This is a genomic window from Oxalicibacterium sp. (assembly GCF_057353965.1).
The window spans coordinates 32,441-47,201 of sequence record NZ_JBMQZD010000005.1; the positions used below are offsets into that span (position 1 = coordinate 32,441).

General features: G+C 55.1%; 13 protein-coding genes. 12 read left to right on the forward strand and 1 reads right to left on the reverse strand.

Features of this window, described 5'->3' with window-relative positions:
• Positions 1–9: 9 nt before the first annotated feature.
• The 5 genes from ACO1VH_RS09725 to ACO1VH_RS09745 are packed head-to-tail and all read left to right on the forward strand — an operon-like array spanning position 10 to position 6,213.
• Positions 10–678, forward strand: a complete 669-nt coding sequence (locus ACO1VH_RS09725) for a type IV pilus inner membrane component PilO (protein ID WP_486244271.1) — start codon at positions 10–12, stop codon at positions 676–678.
• A gap of 11 nt (positions 679–689) precedes the next feature.
• The gene (locus tag ACO1VH_RS09730; protein ID WP_486244272.1) at positions 690–1,211 is read left to right on the forward strand and encodes a pilus assembly protein PilP; all 522 of its coding nucleotides are present in this window, start codon (positions 690–692) and stop codon (positions 1,209–1,211) included.
• Positions 1,212–1,261: 50 nt separating this feature from the next.
• Positions 1,262–3,337 carry a type IV pilus secretin PilQ gene (pilQ, locus tag ACO1VH_RS09735; protein ID WP_486244273.1) on the forward strand — a complete coding sequence of 692 codons (2,076 nt, stop codon included), beginning with the start codon at positions 1,262–1,264 and terminating at the stop codon, positions 3,335–3,337.
• Between the two features lie 56 nt (positions 3,338–3,393).
• Entirely contained in the window at positions 3,394–5,055 is a 1,662-nt protein-coding gene (gene aroKB, locus ACO1VH_RS09740; RefSeq protein WP_486244274.1) for a bifunctional shikimate kinase/3-dehydroquinate synthase AroKB, read from the forward strand.
• A 9-nt stretch (positions 5,056–5,064) separates the two neighbouring features.
• Positions 5,065–6,213: a deoxyguanosinetriphosphate triphosphohydrolase gene (locus tag ACO1VH_RS09745; protein ID WP_486244275.1), complete on the forward strand. Its 1,149-nt coding sequence runs from the start codon at positions 5,065–5,067 to the stop codon at positions 6,211–6,213.
• 15 nt (positions 6,214–6,228) lie between these two features.
• On the opposite strand, the gene ACO1VH_RS09750 is transcribed toward ACO1VH_RS09745, so the two are convergent.
• Positions 6,229–7,320, reverse strand: a complete 1,092-nt coding sequence (locus ACO1VH_RS09750) for an enoyl-CoA hydratase/isomerase family protein (protein WP_486244276.1) — start codon at positions 7,318–7,320, stop codon at positions 6,229–6,231.
• Between the two features lie 73 nt (positions 7,321–7,393).
• Here ACO1VH_RS09750 and ACO1VH_RS09755 point away from each other — a divergent pair, with 73 nt between their 5' ends.
• From ACO1VH_RS09755 to ACO1VH_RS09785, 7 genes are read left to right on the forward strand one after another with little or no spacing between them, the layout of a single operon-like run.
• Positions 7,394–7,903, forward strand: coding sequence for a type IV pilin protein (locus ACO1VH_RS09755; RefSeq protein ID WP_486244277.1), 510 nt, complete (start codon positions 7,394–7,396; stop codon positions 7,901–7,903).
• Positions 7,903–8,505 carry a GspH/FimT family pseudopilin gene (locus ACO1VH_RS09760; protein WP_486244509.1) on the forward strand — a complete coding sequence of 201 codons (603 nt, stop codon included), beginning with the start codon at positions 7,903–7,905 and terminating at the stop codon, positions 8,503–8,505. The genes ACO1VH_RS09755 and ACO1VH_RS09760 overlap by 1 nt, the downstream gene beginning before the upstream one ends.
• The gene (locus ACO1VH_RS09765) at positions 8,502–8,930 is read left to right on the forward strand and encodes a type IV pilus modification PilV family protein (RefSeq protein ID WP_486244278.1); all 429 of its coding nucleotides are present in this window, start codon (positions 8,502–8,504) and stop codon (positions 8,928–8,930) included. Before ACO1VH_RS09760 ends, ACO1VH_RS09765 begins: the two co-directional genes overlap by 4 nt.
• A 13-nt stretch (positions 8,931–8,943) precedes the next feature.
• Positions 8,944–10,053 carry a PilW family protein gene (locus ACO1VH_RS09770; protein WP_486244279.1) on the forward strand — a complete coding sequence of 370 codons (1,110 nt, stop codon included), beginning with the start codon at positions 8,944–8,946 and terminating at the stop codon, positions 10,051–10,053.
• Entirely contained in the window at positions 10,043–10,681 is a 639-nt protein-coding gene (locus tag ACO1VH_RS09775) for a pilus assembly PilX family protein (protein WP_486244280.1), read from the forward strand. The genes ACO1VH_RS09770 and ACO1VH_RS09775 overlap by 11 nt, the downstream gene beginning before the upstream one ends.
• Before the next feature lie 53 nt (positions 10,682–10,734).
• On the forward strand, positions 10,735–14,133 hold the full coding sequence (locus ACO1VH_RS09780) for a pilus assembly protein (RefSeq protein ID WP_486244281.1): 3,399 nt from the start codon (positions 10,735–10,737) through the stop codon (positions 14,131–14,133).
• The gene (locus ACO1VH_RS09785) at positions 14,123–14,752 is read left to right on the forward strand and encodes a hypothetical protein (RefSeq protein ID WP_486244282.1); all 630 of its coding nucleotides are present in this window, start codon (positions 14,123–14,125) and stop codon (positions 14,750–14,752) included. Before ACO1VH_RS09780 ends, ACO1VH_RS09785 begins: the two co-directional genes overlap by 11 nt.
• Positions 14,753–14,761: the final 9 nt, after the last annotated feature.

Below are 14,761 nucleotides of genomic sequence, written 5' to 3' on the forward strand. Positions count from 1 at the left end.
GAGGGCGACATGGCAGACATTAAACATATAAGCAGGTCGGTACGCGCGCAATTCCAGGGGCTCAATGGTTTGCATCCGGGGCAGTGGCCGATCGTGCCACGCATGTTGTGCGCGGTAGGCGTGGTTGCGGCAGTTATCGTCGTCGGCTGGTATTTCTACTGGAGCGACCAGCTGGCGGACATCGATCGCGCCGTGGCAGCGGAAGTTTCGCTGAAGGACGCGTACAAGTCCAAGGTGCAGCAGGCGGTCAATCTCGAAGGCTTGCGCAAGCAGAAGGAGCAGGTCAACGAATACGTTGCCGCGCTTGAGAAGCAATTGCCGAGCAAGGCGGAGATGGATGCGTTGCTGTCCGACATCAACCAGGCCGGCCTGGGGCGCGGATTGCAGTTCCAGCTGTTCAAGCCGGGACAAGTCATTGTCCGGGATTACTACGCCGAATTGCCGATCGATATCCGCATCACCGGCAATTATCATGACATCGGCGCCTTCACCAGCGATATCGCCAACATGCCGCGCATCGTCACGCTGAACAAGATGAATCTCGTGGCCGGCAAGGACGGCAGCGTGCTGACGCTGGACGCAGTGGCCAAGACCTTCCGTTATCTGGATGAGGAAGAGATCGCCGCGCAACGCAAGGCCGCTGCCGACAAGAAAAAGAAAGGCGGTAAGAAGAAATGAGGCGCATCGCGATGAACCGTCTGATTTTTTCGTTGTTACTGCCGATCGTGCTGTCCGGTTGCGGCGATGGCGACGTGCAGGAACTCAGCCAGTGGATGAAAGACGTCCGTCAACACACACGGGCATCGATCAAGCCATTGTCGGAACCCAAGAAGTTCGAACCATTTACCTACGACGCCAAGGGGCGGGAAGATCCATACAGCCCGAACAAGCTGGCCAGCGCACTGGCCAAGGCGCGCAAGAGCGGCGGCATCCAGCCGGATCTCGATCGCCGGCGCGAACCGCTGGAAAGCTATCCGCTGGACACCATGCATATGGTCGGCACGCTGATCAAGCCGGGGCTGACATATGGCGTGCTGCTGGTGGACAAGTCGGTCTTCCACGTCAAGGTGGGCAACTACATCGGACAGAATCTGGGGCGTGTGACGCGCATTACCGATTCTGCGGTGGAGATTGTTGAAACGGTTCAGGATGCGTCCGGCGAGTGGGTCGAGCGCGAAGCCAAGCTAGAGTTGCAGGAGACGCAAAAATGATGTCGCTACAAAAACAACAATCGAACAATTCGCGGGGAGGCTTGCAAAAAATGCGGCAACTGTTTGCGTTTATCGTCTTTGCGCTGATCGGCGGCACCGCCATGGCGCAGCAGAACGAGATTCAGTCGATCGCTGCCGCCCAACAGGGAAGCAGCGTCATCGTGAAAGTGGCGATGAAGAATCCGGTGGCCAAGGCGCCGCTGGGTTTCGCGATCACGAATCCTTCCCGAATTGCGCTGGATTTTTCGAATACCGGCAACGGCACGGGCAAAGGGCTGCAGGATATCGGCCTGGGCGACGTGCGTAGCGTCAATGTCGTGCAGGCTGGCGACCGGACGCGTCTGGTTTTCAATCTGCAGCGTTCGCTGAATTACGCGACTGTCGTGGAGGGTAATGACGTCATCGTGACGATTGATGGTTCGGGTGGCCCTGCCAAGGCGCTGAATGCGGCTGGTGTGCCCGTTGCTTCTGCCGCACCGGTAGCGCCGGTGTCGTCGCAGACATTGCGCGACATCGATTTCCGTCGCGGCAGCAATGGCGAGGGACGTGTGGTCATCGGTCTTCCCAGCGACCAGACGGTGGTGGACGTGCGTCAGGAAGGCAAGAAGATCGAAGTCGATTTCATGAGGACGACCTTGCCGGACGTGCTGCGCCGTCGCCTGGACGTCGCCGATTTCGGCACGCCGGTCAACATCATCACGACGCAGCAGCGCGGTGAAAACGTCCATATGACGATCGAGCCGAAAGGTGCCTGGGAGCACAGCGTCTATCAGAGCGATTCGCAGCTGGTCGTCGAGGTCAAGCAGATCAAGGAAGAACCGAACAAGCTGGGCATGGGCACGCGTGACTATCGCGGCGAAAAGCTGTCGCTCAATTTCCAGAACGTCGATGTGCGTGCCGTGCTGCAGGTGATTGCCGATTTCACCGGCCTGAACATCATCACCAGCGATACCGTCAGCGGCAACCTGACGCTGCGTCTGAAAGATGTGCCGTGGGATCAGGCGCTGGACATCGTCATGCAGGCCAAGGGGCTGGACATGCGCAAGAACGGCACCGTGATCTGGATTGCGCCGCGCGATGAACTGCTGACGAAGGAAAAGCTGGAACTGGAGCAACGTTCGCAGATTGCCGATCTGGAGCCGGTCAGGACAGAAACCTTCCAGCTCAATTATCAGAAGGCTGAATCGTTCAAGAAGATCTTCGGTATCGATGACACCGGCGGTGGCGCACGCAGCATTCTGACCAAGCGCGGCAGCGCCGTGGTCGATCCGCGTACCAACCAGTTGTTCATCACCGATATCCCTTCCAAACTGGAAGAGATTCGTTCGCTGGTGAAGAAAACGGATATTCCGACGCGCCAAGTCATGATCGAGGCGCGCATTGTCGAGGCAACGGATTCGTTCAGCCGCAATCTGGGTGCGAAACTGTCATTCGGCGTGACGGGCCAGGGCAATTACCAGTTAGGCGGCAATCAAGCCACGCCTTCCGGTGGTACGACGACCGGACTGGCGCTTCCTACGCTGGGCGGCAATTCGGTGAATCTGCCGGCACCGAACATCAATTCCAATCCAGCCGGCACCGTGGCGCTCACGCTGTTCAATTCGGCGATGACGCGTTTCATCGGCCTCGAATTGTCCGCATTGGAAGCCGACGGCAAGGGCAAGGTGATTTCCAGTCCGCGCGTCATCACGGCGGATCAGTTGAAAGCGCTGATCGAGCAGGGTACGGAATTGCCGTATCAGGAAGCAACCAGCAGCGGCGCGACCAGCATTTCGTTCCGCAAAGCCAACTTGAAGCTGGAAGTGACGCCGCAGATCACGCCGGACGGCAACGTCATCCTGGATGTGGACGTCAACAAGGATAGCGTCGGTGCCGAAACGCGCGCGGGCTTCGCGATCGACACCAAGCACATCAAGACGCAAGTGCTGATCGACAATGGCGGCACGGTCGTCATCGGCGGTATTTATACGCAGACGGATCGCTCGAATATCAGCAAGGTGCCGTTCTTCGGCGATATCCCGCTGTTCGGCAACCTGTTCAAGACGACCGGCAAGGTCAACGAAAAAACGGAACTGCTGATTTTCCTGACCCCGCGTGTTTTGAACGACGAGGTTGCAATCAGGTAGGATGCCGGGTGTAGGCGGCGCCATATCGGCTGCCGCACCTGAAGAAAGTATGTGCAGTGAGCGGTAATATTTTCCTGGTCGGCCTCATGGGGGCCGGCAAAACGACGGTCGGCAAGGCGCTGGCTAAAAGGCTGAACAAGCGTTTCGTCGACTCCGATCACGAAATCGAGGCGCGCACCGGCGCCTCGATTCCTCTGATTTTCGAGATCGAAGGAGAGGCCAGCTTTCGCCAGCGCGAGGCGGAAGTCATTCGCGATCTCACCAGCCAGCAGGATATCGTGCTGGCGACCGGCGGCGGCGCCGTGCTGAATCCGCAAAGCCGCGCTTACCTGAAAGAACGCGGCACCGTCATCTACCTGCGTGCCAGCGTCAACAGCCTGCTGCAACGTACCAGCCACGACCGCAATCGCCCCCTGCTGCAAAATGCCGATCCGCGCAAGACGCTGGAAGACCTCACGCGCATTCGCGAACCGCTCTACAACGAAGTTGCCGACTTCGTCATCGATACCGGTCGTCCTAACGTACAATTCCTGATGCAATCGATCCTGTCGCAACTGGGGCCGGAGTTCGGCCAGGGCGTTCAGGATTGCGGACATCACTCTTCATCAAGGCACGCCATGACGCCACCGCTTTCCACTTCCCAGACGCTGAATGTCGATCTGGGCGACCGCAGCTATCCGATCACGATCGGGCAGGGATTGCTCGGCGACAAGACGGTGGTCGCGGGCAAAATTCCCGGAAAGCGTGTCGCCATCGTGACCAATACTGTGGTTGCCCCCCTTTATCTGCAACAGATTACTGCGGCGCTGACCGCTGCCGGCAAGCAGGTCGTGCCGATCGTGCTGCCGGATGGCGAAGAGGAAAAGAACTGGGCCAGCCTGATGAAGGTGTTCGACGTACTGCTCGCCGAAAAATGCGATCGCAAGACGACGCTGGTTGCGCTCGGCGGCGGCGTCATCGGCGACCTGACCGGCTTTGCGGCAGCTGCCTACATGCGCGGCGTACCGTTCGTGCAGGTGCCGACCACGCTGCTGTCGCAAGTCGATTCGTCGGTCGGCGGCAAGACCGGCATCAATCATCCGCTCGGCAAGAACATGATCGGCGCCTTTTACCAGCCACAGGCGGTGGTGGCCGATACGTCCACGCTGAATACGCTACCTGCGCGCGAGCTCAGCGCAGGCCTGTCGGAAGTCATCAAGCATGGTGCGATCATCGATCCGCCTTTCTTCGACTGGATCGAAGCCAATATCGACAAACTGGTGAAGAAGGATGCGGCGGCGCTGGGTTACGCGATCAAGCGTTCGTGCGAGATCAAGGCGGACGTCGTGCGTCAGGACGAACGCGAAGGCGGCCTGCGTGCCATCCTCAATTTTGGTCACACCTTCGGTCATGCCATCGAGGCTGGTATGGGTTACGGCGTCTGGCTGCACGGTGAAGCGGTCGGTTGCGGCATGGTGATGGCAGCGGATCTGTCGCATCGACTGGGTTTCATCGACGAACATACCAAGGCGCGCATTACCGCTGTCGTCAAGGCCGCCGGACTGCCGACGGTAGCTCCCGATCTGGGCGACCGCTGGATCGAGCTGATGGAAGTCGACAAGAAAAACGAAGGCGGCCAGATCAAGTTCATCCTGCTCAAGCCGCTTGGCAAGACCGTCATCATGCCGGTTCCGATGGACGTGCTGCAGCAGACGCTCGCGGCCTGCACCAAGGCTTGATACAGGTCGATGGATATCGAAATCCATCTCGCTCCCTATGCGGCCCGTTCCGAGGCATCGGCGGGCCGCCGCTTCGTGGAAGAAGCGCCTTCGTCGCGTAGCGAGTTCCAGCGCGACCGCGACCGCATCATCCATTCCACGGCTTTCCGACGCCTCGAATACAAGACGCAGGTTTTCGTCAATCACGAAGGCGATCTGTTCCGCACGCGGCTGACGCACAGCATCGAAGTCGCGCAAATCGCCCGCTCGATCGCCCGCAATCTGAAGTTGAATGAAGATCTGGTCGAAGCGATTTCGCTGGCGCATGATCTCGGGCATACGCCGTTCGGCCATGCGGGGCAGGATGCGTTGAACGCCTGCATGAACGAATACGGGGGATTCGAACACAATTTGCAGAGCCTGCGCGTGGTCGATCAACTGGAACAGCGCTACGGTGCGTTCGACGGATTGAACCTGACGTTCGAAACACGCGAAGGTATTCTCAAGCATTGCTCGCTGAACAATGCAAAAAAGCTCGGCGAGATAGGCCGTCGCTTCATCGAAAAGAAGCAACCGTCACTGGAAGCGCAACTAGCCAATTTCGCCGACGAGATCGCCTACAACAATCACGACATCGACGACGGTTTGCGTTCGGGTTTGCTGACGACGCAGCAGCTCGATGAAATCGATTTCTATGCGCGGCATCGACATGAAGTCGAGCAAGCCTATCCAGGCATTATTGGCCGGCGTGCCATCAACGAAACGATACGCAGGATGATCAATGCATTGATCGTCGATCTGATTCGTACGTCGCAGCAGCGTATTCGGGATGCGAACGTGCAAAGCGTCGACGATGTCCGCAATGCGCCGCCGCTGATTGCGTTTTCCGACGCAATGCAATCAGACGCCGCTTTGCTGAAGCGCTTTCTGCGCGAGAATCTCTACCGGCATTATCAGGTGAATCGCATGACCAGCAAGGCGCGGCGCATCGTTGCCGAATTGTTCGATGCCTTCATGCGTGAACCGAATCTGCTACCGCCGGATTATCAACTTCCGTTGACCGAATCCTCAGTTGGCATATCGGCACAGGCCCGCGAAATTGCCGACTACATCGCCGGGATGACGGATCGCTACGCGATTCGCGAACACAAGCGCCTGTTCCTGATTGACGAGATGTAAGAGAGGTGTCGCCGGTCAGGCGAGCCCACGCAACGGATGCGCATCATCCGGCCATACAGGTGAAAAGAATCGCTGCACCATATCGCGTGAAACTGCTTCGACAGAGGAAGGCTGCCATTGCGGCCGGTTGTCCTTGTCGATGATGGCGGCCCGTATTCCTTCCATTGCATCCGGATGTTCGAAACAGTGATGCATCATCGTGCGTTCCATGCGCAGGCATTCGGTAATCGTCATTGTGCGGCTGCGGCGCAGTTGTTCAAGTGTTACGCACAACATTAACGGCGAACGCTTCCGCATGATGGCTTTAGTTTTCTGGGCGAACGGATCGGTATCCTCGGCCAGAGAACGCATGATGTCCTGCACGCTAGCCAGCGAGAAGTGTTTGTCGATCAGCTGGCGGTGCCGGACGAGCGTGCCGGAATCGGTATCCAGTCTTTCCGCAAACGGCGCACAGTACTGTCTGGCCAGATGAATATGGTCGGCACCGGACGTTTCCTCCAGCATGCGACGCAGTGCAGGCAGAGATTCAGCCGGAACGAAGGTATCGGCCAACCCGGTATGCAATGCATCTGCGGCACCGATAGATTCGCCAGTCAGCGCCATCCATGTGCCCGTTTCGCCCGGCATCCGCGAAAGGAAGTATCCGCCACCCACATCCGGAAACAGACCGATATTCACCTCCGGCATCGCCATGCGGGTGCGTTCTGTGACGATGCGCATGCGCAGCGGCGTGCTGCTCTGTGAAATTCCCATGCCGCCGCCCATGACCAATCCGTCGAGCAGGGCAATGTAAGGTTTGGGGTAATGGTGGATCTGATGGTTGAGCGTGTATTCCTCTGTGAAGAATGCCTCCAGCCGGGAGGAGGCGACCCTACCTTCTTCACGAACGACATCATAAAAGAAACGGAGGTCGCCGCCGGCGCAGAAGGCTTTGGCGCCGCTGCCTTGCACGACGATGGCATGGATGTCGTCCTTCTCTTTCCAATCCGACAATGCTTTTGTCAGAGCGCGGATCATCTCAAGCGACAGCGAGTTGAGCGCGGCAGGTCGATTCAGCGTCAGGATCCCGCTAGAGCAAATGACGTCGGCTGACAGGTGGGCGTTCATAGTGGCGCGAGTGTGACTGAGGGATGCCGCTCAAGTGAAAGAATCAACCGTTTGTCGGGATGGAATGGCAATCATGAACGGACAATTTTACATTTGCAAAAAAGGGGGGATTGCCATGCAAGAAAAGTCATATTCTGCCGTTCGGTACAAGAGCGGATTCACACTGATCGAAGTCATGATTACGGTCGTGATCATTTCGATTCTGGCTTCTGTCGCCCTTCCTGCCTATACCGATTATGTCACGCGAGGAAAGATACCGGAGGCGACCAACGGATTGGCCGGCATGCGTATCCAGTTGGAACAGTATTATCAGGACAACAGGACTTACGAAGACGATGGCAAATGCGGTGGCATAAAGGATCCTGCGGAGAAGGATTTCACGTTTGCGTGCGTTCTCGATGAGGGAGGACAAGGTTATACGATCACTGCTACCGGCGCCGCAGCGGGCGGGATGGGCGATTTCGTTTATACGATAGATGAGAACGGCAACCGTAAAACCACGAAGCTGCCGGAAAAATGGGGAACCGTGTCGACTAGTAGTCCAGTCTCATGCTGGGTGACCAAGAAAGGCGGTAGTTGCTGATGTGCAGCCGGCAACGTGGCGTGGGCCTGATCGAATTGCTGATCGGGATAGCGATCCTTTCCATTCTTCTGGCGGCCGGTGTGCCCATGTTCGGGCAGTGGATTCAGAATACGCAGGTTCGTACGGCAGCGGAATCCGTTCTGGATGGTCTGCAGCTTGCGCGTAACGAAGCGGTGCGGCGTAACGCACATGTGCGTTTCAATCTTACGAGTGCTACCGGCACCGTTGCATGGACGGTATGCGTGGTTGCGGGTGATGCTTGTGGCGAAGTTTTAAGGCAACGCTCGGATGCGGAAGGTGGAGGCAATGCACGTGTCGGTATCAGTACGGAGAATCCTCCGACGCCCGTGCCCGCGACGCAATACAGCACTGCGCTGGTAGCTGGGGCCGGCCTATCCGGCGAAGACGGCGCGGGGGTGACCTTCAATGGTCTGGGCGCTATCCCTGCCGCGAATGTTGGTACGGATATTACTCGCATCGACTTCATCAATGCGGCCTCGAATGAGGCGCGCAGACTTGTCATCATCGTCGGTTCCGGCGGACTGATTCGTATGTGCGACCCACAGCATGCGCTGGCTGACAATCTACAGGGCTGCTCATGACCATTATGCAAATTTCTGCTTCCAAGCAGCGCGGCTCAGTCATGCTGGAAAGCCTGATCGCGATTCTGATTTTTTCCATGGGCATATTGGCTCTGGTCGCCATGCTTGGCGTATCGGTCAAAAATACGGCCAGTGCCAAGTACAGGAGCGAAGCCAGTCTATTGGTCAATCAGGTAATTGGCGAAATGTGGGTCGGCGATAAAACGAACGCTGCCTTGACCTCCGCTTATGGTAGTGCGTCGGAAGGTGCCAAGTACGCAGCCTGGAAGGAAAAAGTAGAAGAAACCTTGCCGGGTGTGGGTGACGACAATGCGCCGACGATTGCCATCGATGGCGACAATATGGTGACGGTAACCGTGTACTGGCAGGCGCCCGGCGATACGGAGCAACATCAGTATGCCGCCGTAACCCATATTCACGATTAGCCGGGAGATTTCGATGCGTGTTTATTCGCCTTCTGTACGGCGCAAACGTGGCTTCAGTCTGATCGAGATCATGGTTGGCATCGCCATTGGCATGCTGGGCGTGCTGATCATCATGCAGGTATCGTCGGTTTTCGAAGGGCAGAAGCGTACGACGACGACGGGTTCCGATGCACAGACGAATGGCGTGACAGCTTTATATACCGTCGAACGCGATGTCCGCATGGCAGGGTATGGCCTGAGCGCATTGAGTGCGTTGGGATGTACCGTCAGGCGATATTACGATGGCGCTGAAATCGGCAATTTGTCCCTTGTGCCTGTAGTGATCACCAACGGCGGTGATGGCGCGCCGGACAGCATCGAAATACTGGCCAGCTCCAAGACTAACTGGAGTGTTCCGAGCAGAATCACCGTCGACCATCCGCCTCAGGCAACCAATATCTTTCTCGACACGACTCTTGGCATTGTAGTCGGCGATTTGCTGGTTGCTTACGAGGACGGTAAGGATTGCACATTGATGCAGGCAACTGGCATCCCGAACGGCAATGTCCAAGTTCATCATCAAAACACGAGTCCATGGAACCCACCAGGTGGCGCCAATATTTTTCCGACAGGTGGCTACAACGTCGGCGCGCATGTGCTCAACCTGGGAGGCTTGATTGACCGAAGGTATTCCCTTAGTGGCGGCAATCTGGTGCTTGAGGAATATACGAGTGCAGACAATGTCTGGACCGAACGTGCTGTTGCCGCCGATATTGTGAATATGCAGGCCGAGTACGGTTTCGATACGCGTGCCGGGAACCAAGCAGCCCCCAGAGTTGATACATGGAGTGCCACGATGATCGATGCCGATGGCGATGGCACCGTATATCCCACGACCGACCCGGATCCTGACGATATTGCACGCATTGCGGCGGTACGTATGGTGATCGTCGCACGTAGTCCCTTAAAGGAAAAACCGAATGCCGAAGGTGTGTGCGATGTGACGAAGAATGCACCTACCTGGGCGGGTGGGGCGATCGATGTCAGCGGTGGTGATGACGATTGGAAATGCTATCGCTACAAGAAATTCGAGAACGTTATTCCCTTGCGCAATATGATGTGGAAGGAAAGCGATGCGTCATGATATTTGCAAGCGACAGCAGGGCGTAGTTCTGCTGATCGCATTGATCGTACTGGTCGCCATGGCATTGGCTGGCATTGCCTTGGTGCGTTCAGTCGATACGGGCAATTTGGCGGCAGGCAATTTGGCATTCCGTCAGGGAGCATCGCTTGCTGCGGATGCGGGAATCGAAGCTGGCATTACATGGTTGAGCGGGAAGCAGGGCGGAAGTAGCCTGAATGCGGATCTGGAAGGCAATGGCTACTACGCTACCAGTCAGGATGCGCTAGATGTCACGAATAAGAACATCACTTCATCAGCGATCGACTGGGATCACAATAATTGCAGTAGTCTTGGTGCGACAAGTTGCATCCAACCCTCCGCTGCTGTAGAGGTAAAGGACGGGGATGCCGTGCTGTACACCTACTCCTACATTATCCATCGTTTGTGCAGTAAGCCGCTTGGCTATAACGATAAGGACAATTCCTGCGTTACCTATCAGAGCGCTGACGATGTAGGCGCCGGTCGAGATGCGCCTCAACCTGGCGATAAGCGCTTTGCCGGCGAGCCAGTTCCCTATTATCGAATTACTACGCGTGTGCTTGGCCCGCGTAACACGACAAGCTTTGTGCAAGCTATTGTCCATTATTGAGCCTACCTATTTACTGTTGCATACGTCCGTCGTTATGCAGCTCGGGAGAAGTGATGAAGAACGATTATCTGAGAAAAATTGCTCTTGCCAGCCTGTTGTTATTTACGACGCATGCTTATGCTGAGACAGATATCTCCGATACGCCGCTGGCCTCTTCATCAGACAGTGTCGTCAAGCCGAACGTGATGTTTATTCTCGATGACTCGGGAAGTATGGCGTGGGATTATTTGCCGGATGTGGCTAATTTCAGTTCGGCCAGAGACAATAATGGTGACCGTCGCAGCTGGAATTCTCCTCCGCCTTATGGGGAGCGAGCTAGTCAATGTAATGGTGTTTATTACAATCCGAATGTTGTATATACCCCTCCGGTATATGCGGATGGAACAAGTTACCCTGATGCGAATTTCAGTAAGGCATGGGATGACGGCTTTGACACGTCTGATGGCACTAGAGATTTAAAAGATAGCTATTACTATACATATAGAGGAAGTGAAAAGACCCTTGGATTTGTTTATAAGGCAAATGGAGACGTCGATACAACTAAGGAGTTTTATCGGCAGTGCAATAGTAACGAAGGGAGTAACCCAGGATATAGCGTCTTCGTTAAGCATACGGTGACGAGCACTTCTAGTGAGGCAAAAAACTTTGCTAATTGGTACAGCTATTACCGCACTCGTATTCTGTCCATGAAGACGGCAGCCGGCTTGGCGTTCAAGTCTATTGGAGACAATTACAGGATCGGCTATACCACCCATAGCAATACAGGGACTGATTCACAAAGTTCGGAGTTTCAGCAAATCGCGGACTTTACATATGCTTCGGATGGAAGCGGTCAGAAGAACAAGTGGTACAAGAAGTTATATGATGCCGTGCCAAGCGGCGGCACACCATTAAGGGCAGCTTTGTCCAAGGTCGGACGTATGTACGCCGGAAAATTACTTACGGGGGATAACGATCCGATTCAATATTCTTGCCAACAGAATTTTGCGATTTTGGCGACGGATGGATATTGGAATGGGAGTGCCGGTTACAAAATCGATGGTACATCCATAGGCAATGAAGATGGTGGTAGTGATGTGCCACGTCCTTTGCGGGATGATAAAAAAAGCAGCGGTACATTGTCCGATGTTGCCATGTACTACTATCAGACGGATTTGCGGAGCGATGGTGCTACTGGCGCATTAGGCGCAGGTATTGATATCGGAAAAAACAATGTTCCCGGCTCGGGAGCTGATAATGCGATTCATCAGCACATGACCACGTTCACGCTAGGATTGGGCGTGAGTGGCTCATTGGAGTACAACGCTGACACGTTGACGAAACTGACGCAAGGAGTAGTCAAGTGGCCGGTTGCGGAAGCGGACAGTCCAACGGCGATCGACGATCTCTGGCATGCGGCTCTCAATGGCAGAGGCACATACTACAGTGCGCAAAAGGCGGACGATTTGGTATCGGGCCTTAGCAATGCGCTTGCTGGTGTTAGTGCTCGTACCGGAGCTGCTGCATCGGCTTCTACCAGTACGCTTGAGCCGGTAGCAGGAGATAATCAGCTATTTATTGCACTGTATCGCACCGTCAAATGGGATGGCGATTTACAGGCGAAAACCATCGATCCGACAACGGGTGAAGTATCAAATACGGTTGTTTGGAGTGCGCAAGCACAACTGGATCAGAAAGTCACCACGACGTCCGACACTCGAACAATTTATACCTATGATCGTGATGCTTCGAACAAACTGAAGTTGTTTGCCTGGAGAAAGACAGATCCATCGAATGTATTGGATGTGTTGAATGACGACGAAAAAGCTTTGTTCATGAACAAGTGTTCAGGTAGCGACTCACTGCCGTTATCACAATGCCCCGACCTTGACGATAATGCGCGCAAGAAGGTGGACGAAGGAGAAACCTTGGTGAACTTTCTTCGTGGGCAGAGCGGAAATGAGCAGCAGGCCGATAACACAGATTTACTTTATCGAGACCGTGAACATGTATTGGGTGACATGGTGGGAGCGCAGCCTGTCTATATCAAGAAACCGACATTCCCATATGTGGATGAAAATTACGCGACGTTCCGGGACGTGACGCAGGCCAACCGGGCCGCAACGGTTTACGCCGCCGCCAATGACGGTATGCTGCATGCCTTCGATGCAACGACGGGCGCTGAGCGGTGGGCATATATTCCACCGATGGTCTTGCCGAATCTGTACAAACTGGCTGACAAGAACTATGCATCCAAGCATCAATATTATGTGGATGGTTCGCCATCGGTGGGCGATATCTGCCCTAATGCACCTACGACGACATGTCAGGCCAACGAATGGAAGACTATTCTCGTCGGCGGACTGAATAAGGGCGGGAAGGGATATTACGCTCTTGACATCACTAATCCGGACAGTCCCAAGGCGTTGTGGAATTTTACCGATGCTGACGACGCGGACATGGGGCTGAGTTACGGCAATCCTATTATCACCAAACGTGCCGACGGAACCTGGGTCGTCGCACTCACATCCGGTTACAACAATACGAGCGGTGATGGCAAGGGACATCTTTATCTACTGAATGCCAATACTGGTCACCTTTTGCTGAAGCTAAGTACGACCGCGGGCAGTTCAAGTACGCCGAGCGGCTTGGCGAAGATCAACGGCTGGGTCGATAGCTTGAACGACAATACGGCCAAGCGTTTCTACGGCGGCGATCTATTGGGCAATGTGTGGCGTTTCGATACGGATGATCTTGTACTGCCGGAAGGAGCGGAGGCAACTAAATTGGCAGAGTTGGGAAATGTCGGCTCAGTCGGAATCCAACCGATTACCACGCGTCCGTTGCTGAGTGAAATCGAGACGGGCGGTACACGTTATGCTGTCGTAACGATAGGAACCGGGAAATATCTCGGCAATAACGATCGCAATGACAAGTCGCAGCAATCCATTTATGCCATCAAGGATAAACTGACGGATGCGGGTTATGGCCTGTTGCGCCAGGACACGACTTTTGTTCAGCAGACACTGACTACGAATGAGGCGGGAACAGAGCGTGAGGCATCGAGCAATCCGGTGAACTGGAATACGAATTCCGGATGGTATGTCGATCTGAATCCGAACAATGAGTCCCCGGGAGAGCGTGTCAATGTGGATATGCAACAGCAGTTAGGGATTCTGGTTGTGGCCGGTAATGTGCCGGAACAGAATGCCTGTACTGTTGGGGGATACGCATGGCTGTATTTCTTCGACTTCCGCACGGGCAGTTTTATTGAGGCGGATGGGACGGTGGGCCAGCGACTGCGGGGTAATTCATTGGTGGCGGGTTTGCGTTTTCTGAAGTTGGATAACGGAAAAACGATCACGCTGGTGACGGACACCAGCGGTAAGACTACACCGCAGAGCAATCCTGAAACAGGTTCCGGAGGAACGTCCGCACGCAGGGTTTCCTGGCGTGAATTGATTGTCGACTGATTTGTCGATGATGCGGCATGGCGCCTTGTCATCAGTTCCGATTCTTTGCATGGGGGCGGTAGCGATTGCGCATGCCGCCCTCATTTCCGTGCTGTTCATTGAGACGTTTCCTCTCCCGCAGAAGATTCCTGATCTCGTCCATGTAGACCTTCTTCCTGTCGAATTGCGTCGAGAGGTGGCCACATTAACGGAAGATCGTTCAGCGAAAGAGGTGCGAGCAAAGCGCGCGGTGAAGCAGGGTGATATTTCTATATCTCCATCGATGGGTGAGCAGGCAATATTGCCCACAGTACGGTATTACGAAACCCGCGAACTGACTCAAAAGCCGCTGGTGAAGGTGGATGTGCCGACAGAATTGATGTTGAGACTCGATGGGGTAGAACCGCAGATTGTTGTCGCACATCTCTGGATCGGTGAGTACGGTGATGTCGATCGTGTCGATATAGAAAGAAACGACACGCTATCCGAAGAAGGAAAAGTGAAATTGCAGCAGGCTTTTGGCACGGCAGAATTTCATCCCGGTGAAATTGATGGCGTCCCAGTTAAAACGCATATGCGGATTTCCATCCAGCTGGATCGGCCAATTCAATTCCAAAGCGAGAAACGTGGGGCAGAATGAATAAAGGGC